This window comes from Streptomyces sp. NPDC059957, assembly GCF_042730015.1.
Classification (GTDB): Bacteria; Actinomycetota; Actinomycetes; order Streptomycetales; family Streptomycetaceae; genus Streptomyces.
The window spans coordinates 47,157-72,162 of the sequence record NZ_JBHWMB010000004.1 but is presented as its reverse complement, the minus strand read 5'-3'; the positions used below and the strand labels follow the sequence as shown (position 1 = coordinate 72,162).

At 69.6% G+C, this 25,006-nt stretch carries 23 protein-coding genes and 2 pseudogenes; 16 read left to right on the top strand and 9 right to left on the bottom strand.

Going from position 1 to position 25,006, the window contains the following annotated elements; translation table 11 throughout:
- Positions 1 to 205: 205 nt before the first annotated feature.
- Together ACFWBW_RS04250 and ACFWBW_RS04245 are read right to left on the bottom strand one after the other, a co-directional pair.
- On the bottom strand, positions 206 to 1,303 hold the full coding sequence (locus tag ACFWBW_RS04250) for a glycoside hydrolase family 6 protein (protein WP_385368205.1): 1,098 nt from the start codon (positions 1,301 to 1,303) through the stop codon (positions 206 to 208).
- 44 nt (positions 1,304 to 1,347) lie between these two features.
- Positions 1,348 to 2,319: a glycoside hydrolase family 6 protein gene (locus ACFWBW_RS04245; protein ID WP_385368203.1), complete on the bottom strand. Its 972-nt coding sequence runs from the start codon at positions 2,317 to 2,319 to the stop codon at positions 1,348 to 1,350.
- A gap of 269 nt (positions 2,320 to 2,588) precedes the next feature.
- Here ACFWBW_RS04245 and ACFWBW_RS04240 point away from each other — a divergent pair, with 269 nt between their 5' ends.
- Positions 2,589 to 3,620, top strand: a complete 1,032-nt coding sequence (locus ACFWBW_RS04240) for a LacI family DNA-binding transcriptional regulator (protein WP_385368201.1) — start codon at positions 2,589 to 2,591, stop codon at positions 3,618 to 3,620.
- Between the two features lie 106 nt (positions 3,621 to 3,726).
- Here the strand turns inward: ACFWBW_RS04240 and ACFWBW_RS04235 are convergent, their stop codons facing one another.
- The 4 genes from ACFWBW_RS04235 to ACFWBW_RS04220 all read right to left on the bottom strand — a co-directional run bounded on the left by ACFWBW_RS04235 (position 3,727) and on the right by ACFWBW_RS04220 (position 11,704).
- On the bottom strand, positions 3,727 to 6,453 hold the full coding sequence (locus tag ACFWBW_RS04235) for a beta-L-arabinofuranosidase domain-containing protein (protein WP_385368199.1): 2,727 nt from the start codon (positions 6,451 to 6,453) through the stop codon (positions 3,727 to 3,729).
- 332 nt (positions 6,454 to 6,785) lie between these two features.
- Positions 6,786 to 8,282 carry a family 43 glycosylhydrolase gene (locus ACFWBW_RS04230; RefSeq protein WP_385368197.1) on the bottom strand — a complete coding sequence of 499 codons (1,497 nt, stop codon included), beginning with the start codon at positions 8,280 to 8,282 and terminating at the stop codon, positions 6,786 to 6,788.
- Complete coding sequence (locus ACFWBW_RS04225) at positions 8,279 to 10,498, bottom strand: glycoside hydrolase family 3 N-terminal domain-containing protein (protein ID WP_385368195.1); 2,220 nt, start codon at positions 10,496 to 10,498, stop codon at positions 8,279 to 8,281. The genes ACFWBW_RS04230 and ACFWBW_RS04225 overlap by 4 nt, the downstream gene beginning before the upstream one ends.
- Positions 10,499 to 10,690: 192 nt before the next feature.
- On the bottom strand, positions 10,691 to 11,704 hold the full coding sequence (locus ACFWBW_RS04220; protein WP_385368193.1) for a LacI family DNA-binding transcriptional regulator: 1,014 nt from the start codon (positions 11,702 to 11,704) through the stop codon (positions 10,691 to 10,693).
- A 231-nt stretch (positions 11,705 to 11,935) separates the two neighbouring features.
- Here ACFWBW_RS04220 and ACFWBW_RS04215 point away from each other — a divergent pair, with 231 nt between their 5' ends.
- The 6 genes and pseudogenes from ACFWBW_RS04215 to ACFWBW_RS04190 all read left to right on the top strand — a co-directional run bounded on the left by ACFWBW_RS04215 (position 11,936) and on the right by ACFWBW_RS04190 (position 17,665).
- Positions 11,936 to 13,228, top strand: coding sequence for an extracellular solute-binding protein (locus tag ACFWBW_RS04215; RefSeq protein ID WP_385368191.1), 1,293 nt, complete (start codon positions 11,936 to 11,938; stop codon positions 13,226 to 13,228).
- On the top strand, positions 13,221 to 14,210 hold the full coding sequence (locus ACFWBW_RS04210; protein ID WP_385368189.1) for a carbohydrate ABC transporter permease: 990 nt from the start codon (positions 13,221 to 13,223) through the stop codon (positions 14,208 to 14,210). The genes ACFWBW_RS04215 and ACFWBW_RS04210 overlap by 8 nt, the downstream gene beginning before the upstream one ends.
- Complete coding sequence (locus ACFWBW_RS04205) at positions 14,207 to 15,037, top strand: carbohydrate ABC transporter permease (protein WP_112447232.1); 831 nt, start codon at positions 14,207 to 14,209, stop codon at positions 15,035 to 15,037. Before ACFWBW_RS04210 ends, ACFWBW_RS04205 begins: the two co-directional genes overlap by 4 nt.
- A gap of 551 nt (positions 15,038 to 15,588) precedes the next feature.
- The gene (locus ACFWBW_RS04200) at positions 15,589 to 15,675 is read left to right on the top strand and encodes a hypothetical protein (protein WP_385368421.1); all 87 of its coding nucleotides are present in this window, start codon (positions 15,589 to 15,591) and stop codon (positions 15,673 to 15,675) included.
- Positions 15,669 to 15,980 (top strand): annotated as a pseudogene (locus ACFWBW_RS04195) (cupin domain-containing protein); the annotation flags it as partial. The gene ACFWBW_RS04200 and the pseudogene ACFWBW_RS04195, both read left to right, overlap by 7 nt.
- A gap of 203 nt (positions 15,981 to 16,183) precedes the next feature.
- Positions 16,184 to 17,665 (top strand): non-reducing end alpha-L-arabinofuranosidase family hydrolase, encoded by a 1,482-nt coding sequence (locus ACFWBW_RS04190; protein WP_385368187.1) that lies wholly within the window; start codon positions 16,184 to 16,186, stop codon positions 17,663 to 17,665.
- Between the two features lie 298 nt (positions 17,666 to 17,963).
- Here ACFWBW_RS04190 and ACFWBW_RS04185 read toward each other — a convergent pair whose 3' ends face one another.
- The 3 genes from ACFWBW_RS04185 to ACFWBW_RS04175 are packed head-to-tail and all read right to left on the bottom strand — an operon-like array spanning position 17,964 to position 19,791.
- On the bottom strand, positions 17,964 to 18,158 hold the full coding sequence (locus tag ACFWBW_RS04185; protein WP_385368185.1) for a hypothetical protein: 195 nt from the start codon (positions 18,156 to 18,158) through the stop codon (positions 17,964 to 17,966).
- A 49-nt stretch (positions 18,159 to 18,207) separates the two neighbouring features.
- Positions 18,208 to 19,191: an NADPH:quinone reductase gene (locus ACFWBW_RS04180; protein WP_385368183.1), complete on the bottom strand. Its 984-nt coding sequence runs from the start codon at positions 19,189 to 19,191 to the stop codon at positions 18,208 to 18,210.
- 21 nt (positions 19,192 to 19,212) lie between these two features.
- A complete protein-coding gene (locus ACFWBW_RS04175; RefSeq protein ID WP_385368182.1) occupies positions 19,213 to 19,791 on the bottom strand; it encodes a PadR family transcriptional regulator in 579 nt (192 codons plus the stop codon).
- A gap of 125 nt (positions 19,792 to 19,916) precedes the next feature.
- Here ACFWBW_RS04175 and ACFWBW_RS04170 point away from each other — a divergent pair, with 125 nt between their 5' ends.
- From ACFWBW_RS04170 to ACFWBW_RS04130, 9 genes and pseudogenes are all read left to right on the top strand, one after another.
- Entirely contained in the window at positions 19,917 to 20,309 is a 393-nt protein-coding gene (locus ACFWBW_RS04170) for an ester cyclase (protein WP_385368181.1), read from the top strand.
- A gap of 521 nt (positions 20,310 to 20,830) precedes the next feature.
- Complete coding sequence (locus ACFWBW_RS04165; protein WP_385368179.1) at positions 20,831 to 21,325, top strand: MarR family winged helix-turn-helix transcriptional regulator; 495 nt, start codon at positions 20,831 to 20,833, stop codon at positions 21,323 to 21,325.
- 180 nt (positions 21,326 to 21,505) lie between these two features.
- Positions 21,506 to 21,613 (top strand): annotated as a pseudogene (locus ACFWBW_RS04160) (DsbA family protein); the annotation flags it as partial.
- A 170-nt stretch (positions 21,614 to 21,783) separates the two neighbouring features.
- A complete protein-coding gene (locus ACFWBW_RS04155; protein ID WP_385368177.1) occupies positions 21,784 to 22,590 on the top strand; it encodes an MBL fold metallo-hydrolase in 807 nt (268 codons plus the stop codon).
- Positions 22,591 to 22,656: 66 nt separating this feature from the next.
- Positions 22,657 to 22,845 carry a hypothetical protein gene (locus ACFWBW_RS04150; RefSeq protein ID WP_385368176.1) on the top strand — a complete coding sequence of 63 codons (189 nt, stop codon included), beginning with the start codon at positions 22,657 to 22,659 and terminating at the stop codon, positions 22,843 to 22,845.
- Positions 22,846 to 22,860: 15 nt separating this feature from the next.
- On the top strand, positions 22,861 to 23,283 hold the full coding sequence (locus ACFWBW_RS04145; RefSeq protein ID WP_385368174.1) for a nuclear transport factor 2 family protein: 423 nt from the start codon (positions 22,861 to 22,863) through the stop codon (positions 23,281 to 23,283).
- Between the two features lie 188 nt (positions 23,284 to 23,471).
- Positions 23,472 to 23,747: a hypothetical protein gene (locus ACFWBW_RS04140; protein WP_385368172.1), complete on the top strand. Its 276-nt coding sequence runs from the start codon at positions 23,472 to 23,474 to the stop codon at positions 23,745 to 23,747.
- Between the two features lie 145 nt (positions 23,748 to 23,892).
- The gene (locus ACFWBW_RS04135) at positions 23,893 to 24,285 is read left to right on the top strand and encodes an MmcQ/YjbR family DNA-binding protein (protein WP_385368170.1); all 393 of its coding nucleotides are present in this window, start codon (positions 23,893 to 23,895) and stop codon (positions 24,283 to 24,285) included.
- Positions 24,282 to 24,665 (top strand): MmcQ/YjbR family DNA-binding protein, encoded by a 384-nt coding sequence (locus tag ACFWBW_RS04130; RefSeq protein ID WP_327256346.1) that lies wholly within the window; start codon positions 24,282 to 24,284, stop codon positions 24,663 to 24,665. The genes ACFWBW_RS04135 and ACFWBW_RS04130 overlap by 4 nt, the downstream gene beginning before the upstream one ends.
- Positions 24,666 to 25,006 lie beyond the last annotated feature (341 nt).

The following is a 25,006-nucleotide window of genomic DNA, read 5'->3' as shown; positions in this document are numbered from 1 at the left end:
AAACCCAGCCGAAACAAGTCAAGAGTTTCGAAAGCATTTCGAGAATCTGTCTCTCGGGGGCGCTTAGTGGTCCCTTTTCATTGAATGGTCCTCATCGAAAATATTTCGATGAGGACCATTCAATCGGGTCTGACGGAAAGCTGTAAACGAGCATTTCCTTCAGTCGGCATCCCCGGTAATGGCGGCCTGGTCACGGCGGCCTGGGTCAGCGCACGCTCGTGTTGAACCCCAGTGCGGGGTTGGCGTTCCGGACGAGGGACTTGGCCTGCTCCGGCCACCACACGCCGGCCGCGGGATCGACGATGCCGTACTCCGGGTCGATGGTGCCGCCCGGGATGCCGCGGTTGCACTGGGCGTCGGACTGGCCGACGGTCTTGATCCACAGGTAGGCGTCGACGAGCGGGACGCCGGTGTTCGAGGTCGGCCGGCCGCCGACGCCGCGACCCGGGGCGTTGCACCAGGTTTGCGGGTCGCCGCTGTACTTGCCCGCGGGCGGGGTCCAGGCGCCCTGGCCGTTGCGGCTCGTGTCGACGACCAGGTGGGTGAGCTCCTGCGTGGGCGGGGTACCGACGTTCCGCTGGAACCAGCGGTCGGTCCAGTGCCACGTGGACGGATCGTCCACGTTCACGGAGTTTCCCGGCTGCCCGTCGTTCGGTGCTGCGGGTGAGTAGTACTGGCTCGCGCACCAGTCGGCGTGCCCCCTGGCCCAGTCCGGGCCCTTGGTGGCGAACCACAGGCACTGGGAGACCCAGGCGGCGAAGCGTCCTGTGGTGATTGCGCCGGTGGGGTCGCTGCCGGGACCGCAGTCGGAGGGGAGGTTGGCCAGCCCGTCCGGTTCGAGGATGACGACGGCCTTGCTGCGGCCGAGCCCCCGGGCGAAGGCGCTGATCCAGGCCTGGTACTCGGCGTCCGACTGCGCACCGCCGGAGGAGTACTGGGAGCAGTCGCGCAGCGGGATGTTGTAGGCCACCAGGAGGGGAACCGTCCGGGTTCGCTCGGCGCGGTGCACCAGGTCGCGTACGCGGGATTCGACCTGCTTCGGGGTGCCGTCGGTGAACCAGGCAGCCTCTGGCCAACCAGCCAGCTTCGCCATGGACTTGGCGCCCTCGAAGTCCCGGTGAAGGAAGTCGGTGACGGCCTGGTGGGCTGCGTCGCTGTCGGGATCGACGTAGAAACGGGTGTGCGTGGGAAGCGTGTGGGAGGCCGGCGCGGAGCTCGCCTCGGCAGAGGCCGGGGCGGCGGCGCCGAGGAGCAGCGCGAGCGCGCTCGCTGCCAGGGCTAATCGGTGCAGGGGGAGGCGCACGGGGTTCCTTCGGTAGGGGTTCGCCCTTCGGCGAGGGAAGGGGGTCAGTAGCCGTAGATCATCTTGTAGGCGACCTCCGGCAGGAACTGTCCGGCCGAGGAGCCGGCCCCGACGCCGCAGTTGCCGTCGGACTCGCCGGGGACCTTGATCCACAGCAGCATCTCGGCACCGCCGCCGCGCTGGCTGGGAGTGCCGATCCGGCGGCCTGCGGGGTTGCACCACTGGCCGTTGGAACCGTTGCCGTTGCGGCTGGTGTCGACGACGAACGGCTTGGTGTAGCCGTATGAGCCCAGGGCGGAGTTGACCGCATTGCCGTAGGAGGTGTTCTGGCCGGTGGTGAAGTAGTTGGAGACGTTCAGCACGAAGCCGCGTGCCCCGCCGACACCGGCGGCGGCGAGCTGGCGCGCCATGGTCGGGGCGTCGACCCAGCCGGGGTTCCCGGCGTCGAGGTAGACCCAGGTGTTGGGTGCCTTGGCCTTGAACTGGTCGATCGCGTTCTTCAGCATGGCGTTGCGCTCGGCGATCTGGGCGGCCGTCATGCAGCTCTCGTGGCCGAGCGCGTCGGGTTCGAGGACGACGACGGCCGGGCGGCTGCCGATGCCACTGGCGAAGGCGGCGATCCAGGCGTCGTACGCGGCGCGGCTCCCCGCGCCGCCACCGGAGTGACCGGCGCAGATGTCCCGGTGGGGGATGTTGTACGCGACCAGGATCGGCAGCTTGTCGTAGGAGTCCGCGCGGCCGACGAAGGCGCCGGTTGCCGTGCCGATGTCGCCGCTCCAGTTCCCGAACCAGCGGGCTGCCGGGGTGTTGGCGATGGACGTCCGGATCGCCGCCGCCCGCCCGTCGCCGGGGTTCGCGTTGGTCCACCGCAGGGCGGAGTTGTCGGGGTCGGCGTAGAAGCCGCTGGTCATGGTGGTCGGGTCGGCGGCGTACGCCGGGCCCGCGTTGATCACGGCGAGGCCGGCGGCGAGGACACCGGCCAGCAGGGCGGATGCGGCTCGGACGGGCTTGCGCATGGTTCTTCCTCCGGTGGGGTGGGGAAGTGGAAGCGCTTCCAGTTTTGATGAGGGGCGGGACAGCGCTGATGGGATGATTGGGCGGGTCGTCAGGGTGTGTCAAGAGGTTGAACACGGAAGCGCCACTGGGGGCCGGTGAGGCGCGACAAGTTGGAAGCGCTACCAAATCGAGACCAACGGCATCATCCGCGCGCAGGTCCGAAGTCGGGGCGGCGCATGGAATCATGGCCGCTGTTCGCCGTCCGCGTGAGCCGAGGAGCAGTTCTTCCATGGAGCCGTCACCCAAGCGCATGCCGACTCTCGACGAGGTGGCCGCACGTGCCGGTGTGTCGCGCACCGCGGCCTCCCGGGTGATCAACAACGCCCCGCACGTCAGCCGCGCCAAGCGGGAGGCCGTCCAACGGGCGGTGCGCGAACTGGACTTCGTGCCCAACCCCTCCGCGCAGGCCCTCGCGAGCCGCAGGGTCGGAGCGGTGGTGCTGGCGGTCTCCAGCGACGAGCCGGGGCTGTTCGCGGATCCGTTCTTCGCGGAGGTCATCGTCGGCGTCAGCGCGGCGCTGGAGCAGACCGATCTGGAACTGATCCTGCTCCTGGCCAACACTCCCCGCGGCCGGGAGAGGTTCGAGCGGTTGCTGCGCTCCCGCCGGGCCGACGGCGTCATGCTGATGGCGCTGCGCGGCGACGATCCGCTGGGACGCCTGGGCGAGGAGGTCGATCTCCCCGTCGTCTTCGGTGGACTCCCGCTCATCGGGGAGCCCACCTGGTACGTGGAGGCCGACAACCGGGGCGGCGCCCGCCTGGCCGCCGAGCACTTCGCGCGCACCGGCCGCCGACGCCCCGTCATGATCACTGGACAAGTGGACACCAGGGCCTCCGTCGCGCGGGAGGAGGGGTTCACCGACGGTCTGACGCTGTCCGGCCTGCCGCTGCTCGGTGTCGAGCCCGGGCAGTTCACCGAGGACGGCGGCGCCGAGGCGATGGAGCGACTGCTCCGGGCGCACCCCGATCCCGACGCGGTGTTCGCGGCCTCCGACGCGATGGCCATCGGCGCTCTGCGCACCTTGCGGGCACGGGGGCTGCGGGTGCCCGAGGACGTCGCGGTGATCGGCTTCAACGACCTGGCGAGCGCCCGGCACACCAGCCCGCCGCTGACCACGGTCCATCAGCCGGTGCGGGCGCTGGGCCAGGAGATGGCCAGGATGCTGGTCGGTGCCATCGAAGGACACCGCCCCACCCCGCTGATCCTCCCGACCCGCCTGACCGTGCGCGAGTCCGCCCCCGATGTGACCCCGTCGGCCTGATCGGCGGGCGCTTCCGGCAGGGCCGGCCCGATCTGACGGGAGCGCCTCCCACTCGATTTCAAGTCGCCGCGATCGGCCTGCGGCGATCGGGAGACTCGGCGCCGGGTCAGATGAATCGCCACAGGTGGTCGCTGGTGCCGTTGTCGTCCCAGAGGACGGTCTGTGCTCCCTGGGCGGTGGAGGCGCCGGAGACGCCGAGGACGCGGCCGCTGTTGGCGCACTGGATCCTGAAGGTGTCGCCGCCGCCGTGGCGCAGGCGCCACCGGTGGTCGGCGGTGCCGTTGTCCGCCCACTGGACGATCCGGGCGCCGTTGGCGGTGTCGCCGTTCTCCACGGCGAGGACCTTGCCGCTGTGGGAGTTGCGCAGGCGCAGGTGGCCGCCGGTGTCGACTACGGCCGTCCAGAGATGGTCGGCGGTGCCGTTGTCGTCCCACTGGATGGCGAGGCCGCCGTCGGCGGTGGACATGTCCCGCACACCCAGGACCCGCCCGCTGGCGACGTTCTGGATGCGCCTGACGCCGTCGGGGACGAACTGCCACTGGCCGGCCGGGGCGCCGGTGTCGGGCACCTGTACGGCTGCGGCGCCGTTGGCGGTGGAGCCGCCTTCGATGCCGAGCAGCTTGCCGGTGTGGACGTTCCGAAGCTTGTGGTACCCGTTGCCGGCATCGACGACGGTCCACCGGTGGTCGGCGGTTCCGGTGTCGGCCCACTGGAGGATCGGGGCGTTGTCGGCGCTGGACATGTCCTTCACACCGAGGATCTTCCCGCTGTTGAGGTTGCGCAGCCGCAGTGCGGTGCTGTCGACGATGAGGACCCAGTTGTGGTCGGCGGTGCCGGAGTCGGTCCACTGCAGAGCGAGGCCGCCGTCGGCGGTGGACATGTCCCGGATGCCGAGGACGAGTCCGCTGGCCGCGTTGACGAGACGGAAGCCGGCGGTGTCGGTCCGCCAGTAGACGGTGTAGTTGAAGCCCTGGGCGTCGTGGAACGGGGCGAGGTCGACCTTCGCTCCGTTGGCGGTGGCCGTGAAGGCCAGGGCGGTGCTGCCGGTCCGGGTGATCGAGGAGGGATCCAGGGCCGGGAGGGAGGACAGCGTGGTGCTGCCGTAGTTGCCGGCGAGGACGGCGGGGCCGTAGGTGACAGCCGCGACACCGGGGTTGTCGTTGGCGGCCTGGAGGGCCACGCGCATGGGGAGCTTCAGGGTGACGGTGTCGCCGGAGGCCCAGGACCGGGTGAGGGTGGCGTAGGAGCCCGGACTGGCCGTGACGGTCTGGGCGACGCCGTTGACACTGACGGTGGCGCCCGAAGTCCATCCGGGGATGCGAACGCGCATCGACCAGGTCCCGCCGGCGCCGCCGGTGACCTTGAGCGTCGTGGTGTCGTCGGCCGGGTAGGAGGTGGTCTGGGTGACGGTGATGCCTCGCTGGGTCCAGTTCAGGACGGAGGGGAGGAACAGGTTCACGGTGAGGGTGGTGCTGCCGTCGTGGAAGTAGACGGAGTCCATCAGCTTCGTGTTGGACTCGATGCCCGTTCCCTGGCAGCACCAGAACGTGCCGTAGTCGGTGCTCCAGGTGCCGCCGCCCCAGGCCGGGCCCTTGCCACGGCGGCCGCCCGGGTTGAGGGGGGTGAAGTAGGTGACGTGCCCGTGGGGGTCGGCCGGGTTCTGGGCGCCGATGACGTGGTTGAGCAGCGTCTTCTCGTAGAAGTCGAAGTACGACGCCCGGCCGGGGTCCAGCTGCCACAGTTCTCGGGTCAGCTTGAGCATGTTGTAGGAGTTGCAGAGCTCGCAGGTGTCGGGGACGAGGAAGCCGGAGATGGCGTTCGGGGTTCGGAAGTGTTCCGCCTGGCTGTTGCCGCCGATGGCGTACGTGTGCGAGGTGGTGCAGATCGTCCACGCGTTGGCGGCGATGTCGCGGTAGCGGGTCGTCCCGGTGGCCTTGTACTCGCGGACGGCTCCGATCCACTTGGGTACCTGCGTGTTGGCGTGCAGACCGTTCAGCTGGTCCAGGTTCGCGGCGAGGGGGTCGAAGACCGCCGCGTGGTCGAACCGCTGGGCGGTGGTCAGCCAGCGTGCGTCGCCGGTCTGTAGGTGGAGGTCGGCCAGCACCTCGTTCATGCCGCCGAACTCGACGCCCATCAACGACTGCATCTTGCTCTGGCTGAGCGCTGCGGTGCGCCGGTCGACCCAGCCGGCGAGCGCGAGGAGCACGTCGCGGGCCTGCGTGTTGCCGATGAGTCGCCACACGTCGAGCAGACCGGCCATGGTCTTGTGGACGCAGTAGTACGGGACGTTGCCGTTGTTCAGTGTGCCTGCTTCGAGGCTGGTGAAGTCGGCCTCGGGAAAGCCCGACAGGTAGCCGGCGGAGAAGCCCGCGGTGGAGTTGTTGGCTTGGCACATGGCGAGTTCGGCCACCATGCGGTCGGCCTTGTCGCGGCAGGTGGTGTCCCCGACCGCGGCGTAGGCCTGGGCCCATGCCGTGAGGAAGTGGCCCTGCACGTGGGTGCGGAAGGGGAACGCCGGGTCGTCCCATCCTCCGGTCGGGGCCGCGGCGTTGGTGGAGAGCCGGTGGTTGGCGCGGAAGTTGTACAGCAGGCGGTCGACGTCGATGAAGCGGAGATAGGCCAGGGTGCGGTTCTGATTGTCGAGCCAGCGGCTGCTGGTGAGCTGGACCTGACCCAGGTCGAACGGGAACGTCGACACTCCGACGTCGGACCTGACCCGGGGCGTCTGCGCCGTGGCGGAGGTGCTGTTCAGTACGGGGCCGACAGCCGCGGCCACGGCCGCGACGCCGGTCGCCTTGATCACGGCGCGGCGGCTTAAGGGGGGAACCGGCATGGCGAACTCCGTGGTCCGTGAGAGATGAGGGCGCCGCGCACAAGGGCTGTTGGGCTTCGCCCGGCGGTTGCGAGGTCGGTGCTGCGGCCGGCTGCTGCGCAAGAGTGTTAACGCTCACAATTGGCGTGTCAATACTTTCGACGGGGGTGCCGGCAAGGCCGTCCCACGTGCCGCGCTCAGCTGTTCCAGGCGATCGATCCGCTCCGGCGGTGTGCATCGCGGCCAGGTACACCGAGGTCAACGGGGGGCGACTGGGCGGGAGGTGAGGTGCGAGGCGGCGGGTGGCGGACGCGGGCCGCCACCTGGTCGCGGCGTCAGTGACGTCAGTGACGTCAGGGCCGGCCTGGCTGTTCCTGCCGGCTCGGGTACGTGATGTCGAACCACGTGAAGTGGGCTTGGCTGGTGGAGGGGCGGCCGTTGGAGGTGGCGTAGAGGCCGAGCTGGATACTGGTGAACAGCGGTCTGAGGAAGGCGGCTTCGATGGTGGCCAGGTTCTCCCAGAGGCCGTTCGGAGCCGCGTGGGCGAAGGTGTGGCTGAACCCGCGGATGCGGACCCCCAGACGAACGGGCCCCGGGGCGAAGGGAACGTCGGCCAGGACCTCGGACCCGTGGCGGAGGACGAGTCCTTCCGTGGTGCGAAGGAGGAGGAGGTGGGTGTCGTCGTCGAGGACTACGGCGAGGCCCGCGTGTTCGTCCGGTGTGGCGGGGGCGAAGTGCAGTTCGGTGGAGACGTCGCAGTCGGGCTGTTCCTGGGGGCGGGCGAGGAGGGACGGGGTGGTGCGTTCGCCGAGGCGTTCGGGGCGGAGCCGGAGTCGGAGCCCGTCGCCGGTGGTCCAGAACCGCGCGGGTGGGGTGCGCAGGGTGCTCCAGTCGGCGGAGAGGGTGGCGAAGTCGTCGTGGAGGGGGCGGCGAAGGCCGGTGTGGACGACGGGGGAGAAGACCGGCCGGCCCTCTTCCCAGGTGATCCGGCTGAGGAAGGTCTCGCGGCCGAGGGCGGAGCCCGGGCGGACGCCCAGAAGGACGGCCCGCCAGTCGCCGTACGGGGTTTGGACGAGGTCGGCGTGCCCGGTGCAGGTGACCGGGCCCTTGGCCGGCGGTAGCACCGGGTTGCCGGGGGCGCCCTCGTAGGGGCCGGTCACGCGGTCGGCGCGGGCGGCCACCACGCTGTGGTCCACATCGGTGCCGCCCTCGGCGGTGAGCAGAAGATAGCTGCCGTCGATCTTGTAGAGGTGCGGGGCTTCCGACCATCGGGCGCCCGGGTGGCTTCCCGACCACAGGACGTGCTCCGGTCCCGTGAGCAGTCGTTCGTGGGGAAGGTATTCGCGCATCCAGATCTCGGTGCGGCCGGCGGCCTCGTCCAGTACGCGGGCGGCGGTGAACCAGGCCCGGCCGTCGCCGTCGCCGTCGCCGTCGCCGTCGTCCGGACCGTCGTCGAAGAACAGCGAGGGGTCGAAGCCATCGCCGTCCAACCAGTGGGGCTCCGACCACGGCCCCGCCGGGTCGGTCGCCGTGACGACGAAATGGCCGGGGCCGTCCATCAGCGTGCAGACGAGGTGGAAGACCCCGTCATGGTGCCGGATCGTCGGTGCGAACAGACCCCGTGAGGGCTCGCACCCGTCGAGGTCGAGCTGGGACGCCCGGTCGAGCGCGGAGCCGATGCGCCGCCAGTTCACGAGATCGCGGCTGTGGAACACGGGAAGGCCCGGGAACCATTCGAAGCTGGACGTCACCAGGTAGTAGTCCGCTCCCACCCGGCAGACGGACGGGTCGGGCCGGAACCCGGGCAGCACGGGATCACCGAAGACGGGATCATCGCACGGCGTGGTCATGGAACCGGGACGATCTCGACCGGCACGGACAGCACCCGGTCGGCCGCCGGGTGACGTACGGGGCCCTCCAGAGTGAAGGAGCCCTGGAGCGGCAGATCGCCGCTGGACCGTCCGACGGCCACGCCGATCTCCCCGGGCTCCACTCTCCTGCGCAGGTCGAGCCCGGTGAAGGAGGTCCGGTCGGCATGGACGGAGAAGGTGATCCGGGCGGCCGCGCCCGGCTGCAGCTCGACCCTGGCGAACCCGGCGAGCCACCGCTGCGGCCGGACGACGGACGCCACGGGATCGGAGAGGTACAGCTGGACCACCTCGGTCCCGGCCACCTCGCCGACGTTGCGTACCGTGACCGAAACGGAGACGGCCCCGTCCGTCGCGGCGATGGGATCCACCGACAGTTCCGAGCAGGTGAAGCCGGTCCAGCTCAGCCCGTGTCCGAAGGGGAACAGCGGGGTCGGGTCCACCGAGCTCCAGTCGGTGTGCCCGCCGAGCCTCGCGTGCAGGTAGGTGCCGGGCTGACCGCCGACCTGGCGGGGGATGGAGACGGGCAGCCGCCCGGACGGTTCGGCAGCCCCGCTGATGATCCGGGCCAGCGCCGTCCCGCCCTCCTCGCCGGGGAAGAAGGCCTGCACCACGGCCGATGCGCGCTCGGCCAGCGTGCCGAGCGCGTAGGGCCGTCCGGAGACGAGGACCAGAACGGTCGGCACCCCGGAGTCCAGAACGGCGTCGGCGAGCGCGGCCTGGTCGCCGGGCAGGTCGAGGGTCTCGGCGTCGCAGCCCTCGCCGGAGGTGCCCCGGCCGAACATGCCGGCCCGGTCCCCGAGTACCAGCACGTTCACGTCCGGATCGTCGTCGGTGACTGCGAACCCGCCGGCGGTGAGCGCCTCACCGAGCGTCGGGATGTGCAGCCCGAGGTCGCCGGGCAGCGCGACGTGGTTGGGGAAGGAGTAGCAGCCGAGGAAGGACTGGGGGTCGTCCGCGTACGGCCCGCTGATCGCGACCCGGCACGGCCGCAGCGGCAGGATGCCGTCGTTGGCGAGCAGCACGGTGGACCGTTCGGCCAGGAGCCTGGCCAATGCCCGGTTCTCCGGCGGGTCGAGGTCGACCGGCTCGGGCTTGACGGGTTCCCAGCCGGGGTCGAGCAGGCCGAGCTCGGCCTTCTGCAGCAGGACCCGTTCCGCGGCCCGGTCGATGAGCTCCTCGGACACGACTCCCGACCGGACGAGTTCGGTCAGCGGCTCGCCGTAGCAGCGGGCCGTGGGCAGCTCGACGTCGATTCCGGCGGTCAGCGCCAGCGCGCCGGCCGCGCCCCGCGATCCGGTGACGCCGTGCCGGGTCTCCAGGAAGGAGACGGCGTAGTAGTCGGCGACGACCACACCGCTGAAACCGAGCTCGCCTCTCAGCAGCTCGGTCAGCAGCCGTGCGTCGGCGGCCACCGGAACGCCGTCCACGTCGGTGTAACTGTTCATCACCGACCGGGCGCCCCCCTCGCGCAGCGCCCGTACGAAGGGCTCGACCAGTACGTCGGCGAACTCGCGCGGCCCCGAGGAGACGGGGGCCATGTTCCGGCCGCCGCGCGAGGCCGAGTACCCGGCGAAGTGCTTGAGCGTCGCCACGATCCCGGCGCTCTCCAAGCCCTGCACGTAGGCGGTGCCGATCGCTCCGACGAGATAGGGGTCCTCGCCTATGCACTCCTCGGTCCTGCCCCACCGGTAGTCGCGGACCACGTCGAGCACCGGGGCCAGCCCTTGGTGGACGCCGACCCGCCGCATCCCCGCGCCGATGGCGGCGGCCATCCGGCGCACGAGCCCGGGATCGAAGGAGGCTCCCCAGGCCAGTGGCCCGGGGAAGACCGTCGCCCCGAACGTCATGAACCCGGTCAGGCACTCCTCGTGAGCGACCGCCGGTATCCCGAACCGGCCGGATCCGGTCACCTGCCGCTGGAGCGAGGCGAGCCGCTCCATCCCGGCCTCCGCGGTGATCGGCGCGGTGCCGTACACCCGGGTGAGCTGGCCGAGCCCGTGGGCGACGATGTCGTCGAGGCCGGGCGCGGACTCGCCGGAATCGTCCTCCATCGGCGCGACCGGTGTCCCCGGATCCGAGGGCAGCGCCCAGAAGCCGGTGAGCTGACCCGCCTTCTCTTCCAGCGTCATTCGTTTCAGCAGATCGGTGACTCGCACGGACACGGGTATGAGGGGGTCACGCCAGGGCTCGGTCAAGGAGTTCTCCTAGGGACTTTGACGATACGACCTAGTGCTGTGGCCGGGAAGGTTTGCCGGGTTGCGGCGTTCGGTGCGGTGCATCGCAAGGCGGAGGATCGCGGCTCGTACTGGACGTACTTGCGCGGTCCGACAACGCGGCGAGGTGCCGTGCCGGGCGTCGCGACCCGGTGAACCTTCCCGGTCACAGCACTAGAGACGGGGCGGGGCGGTGGAGAGCCTGACCTTGAGCTCGGTCGAGAGTTCCATCCGGGGGCTGACCAGGGGCTGGCCGTCCAGGAGCTGGAAGAGTGTGCGGGCGGCGAGCCGGCCCATCTCCTCCAGCGGCTGGCGCACCGTCGTCAGCGGCGGTGACAGCCATTCGCACATCGGCAGGTCGTCGAAACCGACCACGCTGAGATCCTGGGGGATGCTCAGCCCGCCCTGCCGGGCGGCTTCGTAGACGCCCATCGCCTGCTGGTCGCTGCCGGCGAAGATGGCGGTCGGGGGCTCGGGAAGGGCGAGCAGTTCCTGGGCGCGCTGGAACCCGCCCTCGTGCTGGAAGTCGCCGAACCGGATCAGGTCGCGGTCGACCTCGATCGCGGCCCGCTCCAGCGCGGCGCGGTACCCGTCGATGCGGGCCTGGCTGCAGAGCATCTCCTTGCGCCCGCCGATCGCGGCGATCCGGCGGTGCCCCAGCTCCAGCAGGTGCTCCGTGGCGGCGAGGCCGCCCGCCCAGTTGGTCGCCCCGATGCTCGGCACACCGTTGCCCGGCAGGTCGATCGGGTCGATGACCACCAGCGCCACCCCGGCCTGTTCGACCTGGGCACGCTGGGCTTGGGTGACCGAGGCGGTGACGAGGATGACGCCGTCGCTGTGGTGCAGGACCGGCAGTGCGGCCCAGCTCGACGGCGTGGCCTCGCCCGGCGGGACGAGCGACACGACGGTGCCGACGCTCCGCCGGGCGCACTCGGCCTCGACGCCGCGCAGGATCTCCACCGCCCACGCGCTGTCCAGACCGCCGATGATCAGGTCGACCAGGCCGGACCTGCGGGCCCTGGCCTGCCCGCCGGGGTGGAGGTAGTTGTGGGAGCGCAGCAGGCCCTCGATCCGTTCGCGTGTCGAGGGTGCGACATCGGAGCGGCCGTTGACCACTTTCGACACGGTGGCCTGGGAGACCCCTGCCTCCGCGGCGATGAGGGCCAGGGTCGGACGCTGCTCGCTCAACTTCTCTCCTCTGCGCTGACGTTCCGGGCTGGCGACAGGTATCGCAAACTTTCGAAGAGTTTCCGGCCGGCGTGACCAGGTTGTCAAGCTCCAAGTCCGCTGCTGCCGACGGAAATTCAGTGAGAAGGCTTGACCAGGTGGCCGCATGTTCCTAGTTTGTGGCAGCACCGAATCGAGGATGTTACGAAACATTTTCGACATTGCACCGGCATTCCCCACCCCGGAGGTCCCATGGCCAGCACACCCCCGAGCCGACGAAGCTTCCTGGCGCTCTCGGGCCTGAGCGCACTGTCCGTCTCGTTGACCGCGGCCTGCGGCGGCGGGGACTCCGGCTCCAGGCCGACGGCCGACGGCAAGGTGACCTTCGCGTGGTGGAACATCGCCACGACGGAACCGGGAAAGTCCCTCTTCCCGCAGATCTCCTCGGCGTTCACGGCCGCCCACCCGAACATCACGATCAAGACGACCTCGTTGGAGAACGAGGCGTTCAAGTCCAAGCTGACCGCCACCACCTCTTCGGGCAAGCTCCCCGACGTCTTCCAGACCTGGGGCGGTGGCGTGCTGCAGCAGCAGGTCGACGCGGGGCTGGTCGAGGACCTCACCGACGTGTTCGGCTGGTCGTCCGAGATCACCCCGGTCTCGCTGCAGGCCTATCAGTTCGAGGACCGGACCTACGGGGTGCCCTACGACGTCGGCATGGTCGGCTTCTGGTACAACAAGAAGCTCTTCGCCAAGGCCGGGATCACCGCTCCGCCGGCCACCTGGGCCGAGCTCCTCGAAGACGTCAAGAAGCTCAAGGCAGCGGGTGTCACTCCGATCGCCCTCGCGGGCAAGGAGAAATGGCCCGGCCACTACTACTGGGCCTACCTCGCAATGCGCGTCGCAGGCCTCCCCGCGCTGCAGCAGGCGGCGACCACCAAGGACTTCACCGGCGCCGGCTTCGTCCAGGCAGGCACCCACCTCAAGGAACTGGTCGACCTCCAGCCGTTCCAGACAGGCTTCCTCGGCGCCGGCTACTCGACCCCCGGCGGCCAGGCCGCGACCATGGGCAACGGCAAGGCCGCCATGGAGCTGATGGGCCAGTGGGGACCGTCGGTGCAGAAGGACGCGGGCGCCGACCTCGGCGCGGACCTGGGCTTCTTCCCCTTCCCGACGGTCGATGGCGGAGTCGGCCGGGCCACCGAGGTGTTGGGGGGCGGCGGCGGCTTCGCGCTGCGCAAGGGCGCGCCGAAGGAGGCCCTGGACTTCCTGAAGTTCCTCGTTCTGGAGAACGAGTCCAAGCTGCTGGCCTCCAACGGCTATCTGCCGGTGGTCAAGGGCGCGGAGAGCCAGCTCACCGACCCCAACAGGAAGGCGGTGGCCGACAGCCTGGTCAAGGCGACGGGATTCCAGCTCTACCTCGACCAGGCCTACCCGCCGGCGGTCGGCCAGGAGGTCAACGACAGCGTCGCCGACCTCATCGCGGGCAAGAAGACGCCCGAGCAGGTCACCAGGTCGATCACCGAGGTTGCGAAGGGTGCCTAGCTCCGTGTCCACCCTGACCAAGGAGCGGACGCAGGACGCCGGGCCGTTGCGCCCGCCCGCCCCGGCACGCTCGCTCCCGCGTCGGCTGGGAAGCTGGGCGTCCGTCGCCTGGTTCCTCGTCCCGGCTCTGGTCCTCTTCCTCGTCTTCGTCCTCGCCCCGATCGCGGTCGCCGTCTACACCGGCTTCTTCAAGTGGGGCGGGGTCGGCCCCCTGGAGGAGTTCGTCGGCTTCGGGAACTACGCCACCCTCTTCCGGGATCAGGTCTTCCTCGGTGATCTGGAGCGCGGGCTGTACCTGATCACGCTGTCGATCACGGTGCAGTTGCCGTTCGCGCTGTTCACCGCTGTCCTGCTCAACCAGAGGCTGCGCGGCCGGGCCGTCTACCGGATGCTGTTCTTCGCGCCGTACGTCCTGTCCGAAGTGGTCACGGCGGTCCTCTTCACGATGATCTTCCTTCCCGGTGGCGGCATGGCCGACCATCTCGCGGGCGCCCTCGGCCTGGAGGGGTTGCAGGGCAAGTGGCTCGCCGACCCCTCGACGGTCATGCCGACTTTGTTCGTGGTCATGACCTGGAAGTACTTCGGGTTCCACATGATGCTCTTCCTCGCCGGGCTGCAAAGCATCCCGGGCGAGATCCTCGAGGCCGCCTCCATCGACGGCGCCGGCGCCTGGCAGCGCTTCCGGCACGTGACGCTGCCGTTGCTCGGCCCGACGATCCGGATCAGCGTCTTCCTTTCGGTCATCGGCGCCATCCAGCTCTTCGACCTCGTCTGGGTCATGACCGCCGGCGGGCCCAACCACTCCTCCGAGACGATGGCGATCTCGATGTTCCAGTTCGGATTCAAGCGCTACCAGGTCGGCTATGCCAGTGCGATCAGCGTGGTGCTGTTCATGATCAGTCTGATGTTCTCCCTCTTCTACCAGCGGTACGTTCTGCGCCGTGACCTGAGCGGGGCCGTCACCACGGGAGGTGGCCTGTGAACGCCCGCAGAACGGCCCGCGGTCTGTCGCTGCACGCCGTGGTCTGGCTGATCGGCGCGTTCGTCGTCGTGCCGCTGGTCTACGCGGTGATCTCCGGGTTCAAGAGCACCGGCGAGCTGACGACCAACCCGTTCGGGCTGCCCGAGCACTGGAAGACCGGCAATTACACCGGCATCCTCGGCGACGGAATGTTCTGGCGGCAGATCGCCAACAGTGCGGGCATCGCGATCGGCACGGCATGCTGCACGGTGGCGGTCTCCGCGATGGCGGCGTTCGTACTGGCCCGCTACGCCTTCCGGGGCAGGGAGCTGTTCTACACGCTGTTCACGATCGGGCTCATGTTCCCGTTCGCGGTGGCCGTCCTGCCGCTGTTCCTGCTGCTGCGCAACTTCGACCTGCTCGACAACCCGCTCGGAGTGATCCTCCCGCAGGCGGCCTTCGGGCTCCCGATGACGATCATCATTCTGCGCGGGTTCTTCCGGACCATCCCGGCAGAGGTAGAGGAGGCGGCCGTCATGGACGGCTGCGGCAAGTTCCGCTTCTTCTGGAAGATCCTGCTGCCGATGGCTCGTCCGGCGCTCGGCACGGTCTCGGTGCTCGCGATCGTCGCGAGCTGGAACAACTTCTTCCTGCCGCTGCTGGTGTTCAACGACCCCCAATGGCAGACGATCCCGGTCGGCGTCCAGCAGTTCCAGGGCCAGTACTCGACCGACTACGCACTCGTCCTCGCCTACATCGTGCTCGCCATGGTCCCCGCCCTCGCCTTCTACGCCGTCGCCGAGCGGCAGCTGATCGGCGGACTGACCGCGGGCGCCACCAAGGGCTGACCCGTCCCGTGTGACCTCCCCCCCCCGAGGAGACGCCGTGAAACGCCCGGTCGCATCGACCGCAGTTTTGTTAGCGCTAACAACACAGGCTGTGGCCACCCCCGCGCACCCCGCCCCCGCGCACCCCGTCATCGACTTCCGCGCCGAGCTCCAGCCCATAGACGGATTCGGGTTCTCGATGGCCTTCCAGCGGGCCGACCTGCTGCACGGCGCACGCGGCCTCAGCCCGGCCAAGCAGCGCGAGGTGCTCGACCTGCTGCTCAGTACGGGCAAGGGCGCGGGCCTTTCGATCCTGCGCCTGGGCATCGGGTCGTCGACCGACAGGGTCTACGACCACATGCCCACGATCCTGTCGGCCGATCCCGGCGGGCCGCAGGCCACGCCGAAGTACGGCTGGGACGGCTGGGACGGCGGTCAGGTCTGGCTCGCCAAGGAAGCCAAGGACTACGGCGTCACCCGGTTCTTCGCCGACGCCTGGAGCGCCCCGGCCTTCATGAAGACCAACCTCCCTGGCATTCGACGAGGAACTGCCGCTGGCCCCGGGCGAGACCATGTCGCGCCGCTACCGGATCGCCGTGGCCAACGGCGCGTGGACCCCCGGGCGCCTGTCCCGCCACATCGCGGAACACTCGTGGTGACCCCGTTCCCCGGCGGCGTGGGGATCTCCGGGCTGACCGTGTACGACTGGGAGGCCGCCGACGGGCTGCGCGGCGGCACACCCCACATGCACCTCGTCTGCTCCGAAGCCTACGTAGTCACCGGCGGCGCGGGCAGCGTCCAGACCCTCACCACCCCCGGCTTCGCCGACACCCCGCTGCACCCCGGCGACGTCGTCCGGTTCACCCCCGGCACGATCCACCGCCTGGTCAACGACGGTGGCCTGCGCATCGTGGTGCTCATGCAGAACAGCGGACTCCCCGAGGCGGGCGACGCCGTCTTCACGACCGGCCGTCAGCTGGAACGGCTGAAGGCCGGAAACCTCTCCCACCACGACCACGGCGAAGTGCCGCGACTGGAGCGTCCGGAGCACCAACGCTTCGGCATGTGCGGCCGCCTTCACACCTATCCCGTCCCCGACCCCCCAATACGGCCGTTCCGCGGCCCGTCGGGGTCACCTCACCCCCACCTCCCGAAGGAGTCTTTCTGATGTGGTTTCGCCATCCCTCCCCGGTCCACCTGAGACGACGTCTGCTCGCCGTGCTCGCGCCCTTGCTGCTCCTGGCCACCTTCCTCAGTGTCCAGCCCGCCAGGGCGGCGACCGTCGACCCCAACGCCTCCTACGTGCTGGTCAACCGCAACAGCGGCAAGGCCCTGGACGTCTACAACCTGGCGACCGGCGACGGCGCCCGCATCACCCAGTGGACCCGGAACGACCAGAACCAGCAGCAGTGGCAGTTCGTCGACTCCGGTGGCGGCAACTACCGCATCAAGTCCCGCCACTCCGGCAAGGTGCTGGATGTCCAGAACGGTTCCACCGCGAACGGCGCCTCGATCGTCCAGTGGGCCGACGCGAACGGGACCAACCAGCAGTGGCGGCTGGCCGACAGCTCGGACGGCTACGTGAGGCTCATCGCGCGCCACAGCAACAAGGCTCTCGAGGTACAAGGCGGGTCCACCGCCGACAACGCGAACGTCGTCCAGTACGACGACTGGGGCGGCACCAACCAGCAGTGGCAGCTCGTCAAGGTCGGTGCCGGCAACCCCGGTGCGTGCGCTCTTCCGTCCACATACCGCTGGACCTCGACGGGCGCACTCGTGCAGCCCAAGGCCGGGTGGGCGTCGCTCAAGGACTTCACCGTCGCTCCCTACAACGGCAAGCATCTCGTCTATGCGACGACGCACGGCGCCGCGGGAACGGGAGCGGGCTGGGGTTCGATGAACTTCGGCCTGTTCGGCAACTGGCCGGAGATGGCCTCGGCCAGCCAGAACACGATGTCGAACTCCGTCGTCGCGCCCACGCTCTTCTACTTCGCGCCGAAGAACATCTGGGTGCTCGCCTACCAGTGGGGAGGCGGGAGCGCCTTCTCCTACCGGACGTCGAGCGACCCGTCCAACCCCAATGGCTGGTCCTCACAGCAGGTGCTCTTCACCGGAAGCATCACCGGCTCCACCACAGGCCCCATCGACCAGACGCTCATCGCTGACGGCACGAACATGTACCTGTTCTTCGCCGGTGACAACGGCAAGATCTACCGGGCCGGCATGCCGATCGGGAACTTCCCGAGCAGTTTCGGCTCGAACTACACGACGATCATGAGCGATACGGCGGACAACCTGTTCGAAGCCCCGCAGGTCTACAAGCTCCAGGGCCAGGACCGCTACCTCATGCTCGTCGAGGCGAGGGGCTCACAGGGCCGCTACTTCCGCTCGTTCACTGCCACCAGCCTGAACGGCTCATGGACACCCCAGGCCGCGACCGAGAGCAACTCCTTCGCCGGTAAGGCCAACAGCGGCGCCACCTGGACCAACGACATCAGCCATGGCGAACTGATCCGCACCAGCGCCGATCAGACCTTCACCGTCGATCCCTGCAACCTGCAGTTCCTCTACCAGGGACGCGACCCCAACTCCGGCGGCGAATACGGCCAATGGCCCTACCGGCCGGGTCTGCTGACACAGCAGCGCTGACGACGTGACACGGGTCCGGCTCCGGACCGGAGCCGGCGTGGCGGTCCCAGGCGCCAGGACGTAGGGGCCGCCGTTCCGCCGCTCCCTGCTGAGATGTCCGTCACGACAGGCAGTCCAGGCTCCCCAACCGGGGGCCCTGAAACCGCCTGCGCACAGGATGAGGAACCCCAGCCGATGCGCGGCTGGGGTTCCTCGGTGCGGTGGGTATCGGTCAGCAGATGGAGTTGCCCACGCCGTAAACCGCTCGTCTACGCGTCGACGGACCGCACCCCATCGCGATCACCACGGTTCAGGCGTTTCAGCGCTGCAGGGTGAGCAGGCCCGGCTGGTACGGCGCGGCCCGACCCGATCCGTCGTCCCGGACGGGCGTGTCGGCCTCGACGAAGCCCAGCCGCCGGTTCATGCCGATGGCCGCAGCGTTGCCCGGGCGGTGGAAGGCCCGCATCCAGTGCACGCCGTGCGAACGCGCGAAGCTGATCGCCAGAAGCTTCATCGCCAGCGCGACGCCCCTCCCTCGGTGGCCGGCCGGCACTCCGTCTGCGCTATTGGGGGATGGTGAGCAGGATGCGGCCGTGGCCACCGCCGGCGTCGACGTGGTCGTGGGCCTTGGCGATGTCGTCCAGCGGGTAGCGGTCGCCGACGGTGATGGTGAGGGCGCCGACGGCGGCTGCGGAGGTGAGGTCGCGGGCGGCCTGGCGCTTGGCCTCGGCGGGGAAGTCGTCGCTGCCGAGCAGGCGCAGGGTGACGTTGTTGAACAGCAGAGGCCAGAAGGGGATCTCGGTGCGGTCCGTGCGGGTGGCGTAGGCGGCAATGACGGCGTTGTTGGCGGCGACGGCGTTGTCGAGGTCGGCGTTGTCGGACAGGGCGACCTCGATGATCCGGTCGACGCCCCGCGGCGCGTACGAGCGGATGGCCACGGCGGGGTCGCCGGTATCCAGGGCGACGGCGTGGGAGACGACGGCCGGGTCGATGTGGTCGAGGTCCGCGGTGCGGCGGACGGTGGCGATCACAGTCGCGCCGGCCCAGTGGGCGAGCTGGGCGGCCAGGGAGCCGACGCCGCCGAGGACTCCGTGGACCAGGACCAGCTGGCCGTCGACCGGGCCGTCGGCGAAGACGGTGCGGTGCGCGGTGATGCCGGGGATGCCGAGGCTCGCGCCCAACTCGTCGCTGAGGTGGTCGGGCAGGGGTACGGCCTGGTGATCCGGTACGACGGTGTACTGGGCGGCCGTGCCGAAGGGGCGGTAGGACTGGGCCCCGTGCACCCAGACTCGTTGCCCGACGCGGCGGGCGCCGACTCCGGCGCCCACGGCGTCGATGGCTCCGGCGGCGTCGCTGTGCGGGATCACTCGCGGGTGGGGCATGGACGAGCCGAGCCAGCCGCGCCGCTTCTTGGTGTCGCCGGGGTTGACGCCCGAGACGGTGACGCGGACGCGGACCTCGCCGGGGCCGGGGGAGGGATCAGGGAGTTCACCGACGTGCAGGACATCGGCGGCGGGGCCCTGGTCCTCGTACCAGGAAGCAAGCATGGGGGGTACCTCCGTGGACAGTCAGCTCGCGGGAGCGGCGGGTGTGTGCGGATCGCTGTCGGCGCGTCCGGTGTCGAATACGGGGGCTTCGTCCCCGAGGGCTTCGCGCAGCCAGGTCCGCTCCGCGCGACTGGTGGCGCGGGCGGTGAGCAGCATGCCGTGCCGGTAGGGGTCGGTGATCTCCTCGGCGCGCAGGGGCCGCTCGTTGTCGTAGAAGAAGCTCGCCGGTTCTTCCAGGAACTCCAGCCGTCTGCGCAGCACTGCGTGCTGTTCGGCTACGTCGGGCAGGTGGGAGAGGAATGCGAGGACGATGTAGAACCGTGTGAAGTCGGTGATCTCGTGATCGGCGGGCCGGCGCAGGCGCTGAAGCATGTCGGCCCGGCCGGCCGCGGTCAGGCTGAGCACGTACCGGGCCGCCCCCGCAGCCGGGTCGGCGCGCCGCTCGATCAAGCCCGCCTTGGTCAGGCGATTGATCGCCGGATACAGGCTGCCGTCACTGACCGGCCGCGTATAGCCGGTCAGCTGTGAGACGCGGCGGCGCAGCTCGTGTCCGGGCAGGGGTCCCTCGGCCAGGAAACCGAGTATCGCGAGTTCCAGCATGCCTCCATCTTCGCACGTCCACATCGAATCGATGTAGACATCGATTCGATGTTAGGCTCCCAGGCATCCACCCATCGTCTTTGGAGAGGCACAGCAAGATGCCGGCGCAGTCCAGCGAGTCAGTGATGAACCGTTTCGTCGAGTTCATCAACACGGGCGACGAGGGTCTCGCCCGCAAGGTCATTTCTCCGGACGCGGTGTTCCACGCGCCAAGCCACCCGGAACCGCTGCGGGGGCCCGATGGGTACATGGAAGTCCTCGGGATGATGCGCAGCGCCTTCCCCGACGTCCAGTGGACGCTGGAGGAGACGGTCACCGAAGGCGACACGGTTGCCGCGCGGTTCACCATGCGGGGAACCCACGACGGTGAATTCTTCGGGATCCCGGCGACCGGCAATAAGATCTCGGTGCAGGCCATGAACTTCTACTACCTGGCCGACGGCCGGATCGTCGGCGAACGGGGCCAGCCCGATCTCCTCGGGGTGATGCAGCAGATCGGCGCCGTACCGGCGCCGTGAGGCAGACAGTCGCCTCCTCCTCCGCGCAACCGTCCAGGTCCGCGCTGCCGCCGGTGATCCTGCCGCCGGCCATGTTCGGCCTCATGACCCAGGGCAGCTTCGCCGCCGCACTGACCGGCGCGGTCGTCCTGGCCTGCGTGGCAGGCGCATCAGCGCGGTCGCGGCCTCCGCGATCGCCGAACAGTTGGACCCGCTGGAGGTGGCGGTCACCCTCTGGCCAGGCTCATGGATGCCCCCCGGGGGGCATCGTTACCCCTGCTCGCCCGAGCAGTCATCCGAGTTCCGGCCGGATGCTCTGGCGGAGTTCTGCGTAGTGCCGGGTTTCGGTGAGGGACCGCTCCTGGGCCGTTCATGACATGGATGTCGCGCGTGGGTCCTGGCTACCGTCCGTATCACCCGCCGGACCCGCCCGGCAGTAGCCCTCCCCGGCGCCCACCTGGGAGGGCGTTGCCGCGTGCCGGGCGGCAGGGAGGGGCGATGATCGTACCGAGAGCGGAGCCGGCGAGCGAAGGGTGTGGCGGGTGGGCGAAGGTGCGGGGATCGGTTCGGCGCAGGAGGCGGCGAACGACGAGCTGGTGCTCGCGTTCGGGCGGCTGCAGGGGGCCGCGGGGCGGCTGGAGTACCTGCTCGGTGGTGCGATCGAGGAGGAGTTCGGGATCAGTCACCTGATGTACGAGGTGCTGCTGATCGTGGGCCGGGCGGGCGGCGCGGGCATGTCGATGCGGGCCGTCGCGCAGGAGCGGGTCCTGACCACGGGCGGAATGACCCGCCTGGTGGACCGGATGGAGGCGGCCGGCCTGGTGGTGCGCGCCGACGACCCAGCGGACCGCAGGGGCAAGCTGGTACGGCTCACCGGGCGGGGTGAGGACATCGTCGTGCGGGCCAGCCGGGTGCACGTGGAGAACATCCGCCGCCATTTCCTGGCGCCGCTGCCCGAGGAGGCGAGGGAGCAGTTCATGGAGTGCTTGCGGATCCTGTCCCACTCGGCGCGGGACGCCCTGCCCCGCCTGCGGTAGGGGGGCGGAAGCCCCGACGATGGGGGCCTTTCACCCTGCGGGAATACCTGACATGGCAGATACTGTTCAGGCAGATACATCGCTTCGGTACGGAGCGACTCCCTCTGCAAAGGCCTCCCCATGAAACTCGTCTACGTCTTCGACGCCCACTGCGGCTGATCCTGCGGTTTTGCCCCCACCCTGGCCGAGGTCACCCTCCGCCACCCCGAACTGCCCGTCGAGGTCGTGTCGGGCGGCTTGTTCACCGGGCGGCGGGCCGTGCCGATCCGCGAGTTCGGCTACGTCCGGTTCGGTGCCGCTCGCACCCGGTCGGCCGCATCCGGCCGCTGAATCCCGGCCGACACACCGGCACGGTCGGTGCCGCCCGCACCCGTCGGCGCGAACCTGAACCCACACGGCGGGCAACCCAGCCTCACACCTCAGCACCCCTCACTCTGCTTCCGGCAAAGGACATGATGATGAGCACTCTCGACTTCAAGGTCATCGACCTGGACTTCCCCGTCGGCTCGAAGAACAAGACCGCCACCCTCATCACCGGTGAGCAGGGCGCGTTCCTCATCGACACCGGGTTCACCCGCGCCGACGGACACCGGCTGGCCGCCGAGGTCCTCGACTCCGGCAAGAACCTCACCAAGGTCTTCATCAGCCACGCTGACCCCGACTACTACTGGGGCGCCGAGGTCATCGCGGACGCCTTCCCCGACGCCGAGATCCTTGCGACACCGCTGGTGATCGAGCACATCAAGGCCGCGTACGAGGGCAAGCTCAAGGCCTGGGAGCCGGTAGGCGCCAACCGCCCCACCCGCCTGGTCGAGATGGCCGAACTGACCGGTGACCTCACCTTCGAAGGGCACGTCTTCCAGCTCAAGGGCGGCCACCCGGGGCTGCCCGACCGCCACTACCTGTGGCAGGCCGAACACCGGGCGATCGTCGCCGGCGTCCTGCTCTTCCAGAACGAGCACGTCTGGGTCGCCGACACCGGCAAGCCCCAGGACCGCGCCGTGTGGATCGAGCTGCTGGACGAGATGACTGCCCTGAACCCGGCCTTCGCCGTCCCCGGCCACCGCCTGCCCACCACCACCCTGGATGCCAGCCCGATCGCCTACACCCGGGACTACCTCACCGCCTTCGAGGCCGAACTGGACAAGGCCGATAACGGCGAGGCCCTGACCGGCGCGCTGGTCGCCCGCTACCCGGACGCGGGGATGCTCATCGCGGCCCAGCTCGGCGCCAAGGTCGCCAAGGGCGAAATGACCTGGGGCTGACCCACCCCGACCACGGTCCGGCCGGGACGCAGGCCGGACCGTGCCCGCCGAGCCCAGCGAGAACCCGTGAGCACCACCGCCCGCGACACCCAGGCCGCCGGCCCCGCGCTCCTGTGGACCTACGGCTACCTCGCCGCGTACCTGATCGCGCCGGCCGTCGGCGCGGGCATCCACCAGTTGCTCCAACGCTACGCAGGAGCCAGGCGCGTACCCACCTACCGCCTGTGCCCCACCAGCACCCCCGACCCCATCTGAGAAGGGCCGTAACCCATGGAGACGACCGACTTCCACGCCTCGTCCGCCCCCGCCGACGTGGTGCGCCGCCAGTACGTCGCCTCCGCCAACGGCGACCTCGAAGCCCTGCGGGCCACCCTGGCCGACGACGTGGAGTGGACCGAGATGGCCGGCTTCCCCCTGGCCGGCACCTACCGCACCCCCACCGGCGTCACCTCCGCCGTCATGGAACAGCTCGGCGAGTCCTGGGACGACTGGGCCGCCCACGACGACACCTACGTCGTCGACGGCCAGAACGTCGTCGTCCTCGCCCGCTACACCGCCACCAACAAGGCCACCAACAAACCGCTCAACGTGCGCGTCGCCCACCACTTCGTCGTACGCGGCGGAAAGATCGTCCGCTTCGAGCAGTTCGTCGACACCGCCCTGGTCCGCGACGCCATGCACCCAGGCGCATAACCGCACCCGCCCAGTTCCCCGCCGGACGTCCTCGACCGGGGTCTTGAGCCCGTCGAGATCCAGCGCCGGCGACGTCACGGGGGCGGTGGCGCGCCGGTCACGGTGCCTACGTCCTCAAGGGCTTGTGCGGGGACCGCGATCAGCGCGAATTGCCGCAGGGGGCGGCGCGGCCGAACCGAGGAATCACCATGAACGAACCGGCCGACCGTGACGCGGAGGCCGGGCCCCGCACGATGCGCGCCATCGTCGTCTTTGAACCGGGTGGCATTGACAAACTCGTCGCCACGGACCTGCCCGTGCCCCCGGTACGCCCCGGATGGGTCCGCATCAAGGTCAAGGCGTTCGGGGTCAACGAGTCCGAGGTGACCACCCGCCGGGGCCTGTCCGGCCACCATCCGCCGCCCCGACCGCGCGGACATGCTGCGCGACCTCGGCGTCGATCACCCCGTCTTCGACGACGGTGAGATCGCCGATGCCGGTGTATCACGGCCTGGAATCCGTCCGCGAGGCGCAGGCCGACTTGGAGTCCGGCGCGTTCCCGGGCAAGCACGTCGTCGTACTCGACTGAAACGATGCTCAACCACCGGACACGAAAGGGAGGTTGCCCTGATGGATGGACAGACCCTGCAGGAGACGGCCCAGGAGCGAGGTGAGAGCCTGCCGATGGCCACACTGGAGTACCGGTTCAGGCCTGAACGGGAGGTCTTCACGGTCCACGGCAAGGTGTTCATGCTCATGACGGAGGTGCCCGGCCGACCGGTCGTCATCCTCAAGTCCAGCCCGGGGGAGGCCGAAGCGCTGCGGGCGACGCACGCGGACATCACTACCGGCTACCACATGAACAAGAAGCACGGGATCACCCTCGCCCCCGGTGCTCCGATCGACCCGCACCTGGTCGAGGACCTGGTCACCGACTCCTACCGGCTGGTCGTCGCCCGACTCCCCAAGGCCAAGCAGCCCGTGAACCCGAAGACCTTGGGCATCCGCGCGGGGGCGCGGTGACCCTCACCGGTGCCCGGATCCAGCGGACCGCGCGCCGCACGGCCACCGGCCTCCCGGACGTCAGCCACGACCGCCCCTTCACCCCGAAGCTCGACGTCTACAAGACGGCGGGCAAAGTGTTCCTGATCGTCACCGATGCCCCCGACGAGCCTGCCGACCAGATCATCACCGTCAAGTGCGAGCCGGAGCAGGGTAGTTCGCTACGCATGCGCTACGAGAGCATCGTGCCGGGCCGCTATCTCAGCAAGGCGCACTGGATCTCGGTCGGCGCGGGCCCCGACATCACCGCCGACCTGATCGAGTACCTGGTCAGCCACTCCTACGACCTCGTCCACGGCCCACCGCCCAAGGATGCCTCGCTGAGCCAGGGCATCCGATGACCCACACCGAACCCGCGCTGCCCTTGTTCGGCGACGAGCGGCCGCGCCCGCCGGCCGATCGGCCGCGCCCGCGTACCCTCGCCGACGTGGTCGGCCAGAACCATCTCCTGGCCCCGGATGCCCCGCTCGGCCGCATGGTGGCCGGACGGCGTTTGGTCTCCGCTGTTGTGGGGCCCGCCCGACAGCCTGCCGCAAAAGGCTTTGGCCGGCGGTTTCTCAGGTATGGGTGAAAGAGTCACCGGAGGGAAGGGGTGAACGAGGTGGTCTACGAGCCTGGGCAATTCGGCCAAGCGGAGGTGAGCGCCGGCAGCACGGCATCAGCCCTCAAGCGCTCCAGAGTG

Coding starts and splice junctions, on each gene's coding strand:
- ACFWBW_RS04245 (WP_385368203.1), bottom strand. CDS start 2,319: ATGCGCAAGCCCGTCCGAGCCGCATCCGCCCTGCTGGCCGGTGTCCTC.
- ACFWBW_RS04240 (WP_385368201.1), top strand. CDS start 2,589: ATGGAGCCGTCACCCAAGCGCATGCCGACTCTCGACGAGGTGGCCGCA.
- ACFWBW_RS04235 (WP_385368199.1), bottom strand. CDS start 6,453: ATGCCGGTTCCCCCCTTAAGCCGCCGCGCCGTGATCAAGGCGACCGGC.
- ACFWBW_RS04230 (WP_385368197.1), bottom strand. CDS start 8,282: ATGACCACGCCGTGCGATGATCCCGTCTTCGGTGATCCCGTGCTGCCC.
- ACFWBW_RS04215 (WP_385368191.1), top strand. CDS start 11,936: ATGGCCAGCACACCCCCGAGCCGACGAAGCTTCCTGGCGCTCTCGGGC.
- ACFWBW_RS04200 (WP_385368421.1), top strand. CDS start 15,589: ATGTCGCGCCGCTACCGGATCGCCGTGGCCAACGGCGCGTGGACCCCC.
- ACFWBW_RS04190 (WP_385368187.1), top strand. CDS start 16,184: ATGTGGTTTCGCCATCCCTCCCCGGTCCACCTGAGACGACGTCTGCTC.
- ACFWBW_RS04185 (WP_385368185.1), bottom strand. CDS start 18,158: ATGAAGCTTCTGGCGATCAGCTTCGCGCGTTCGCACGGCGTGCACTGG.
- ACFWBW_RS04180 (WP_385368183.1), bottom strand. CDS start 19,191: ATGCTTGCTTCCTGGTACGAGGACCAGGGCCCCGCCGCCGATGTCCTG.
- ACFWBW_RS04175 (WP_385368182.1), bottom strand. CDS start 19,791: ATGCTGGAACTCGCGATACTCGGTTTCCTGGCCGAGGGACCCCTGCCC.
- ACFWBW_RS04170 (WP_385368181.1), top strand. CDS start 19,917: ATGAACCGTTTCGTCGAGTTCATCAACACGGGCGACGAGGGTCTCGCC.
- ACFWBW_RS04155 (WP_385368177.1), top strand. CDS start 21,784: ATGAGCACTCTCGACTTCAAGGTCATCGACCTGGACTTCCCCGTCGGC.
- ACFWBW_RS04145 (WP_385368174.1), top strand. CDS start 22,861: ATGGAGACGACCGACTTCCACGCCTCGTCCGCCCCCGCCGACGTGGTG.
- ACFWBW_RS04140 (WP_385368172.1), top strand. CDS start 23,472: ATGAACGAACCGGCCGACCGTGACGCGGAGGCCGGGCCCCGCACGATG.
- ACFWBW_RS04135 (WP_385368170.1), top strand. CDS start 23,893: ATGGATGGACAGACCCTGCAGGAGACGGCCCAGGAGCGAGGTGAGAGC.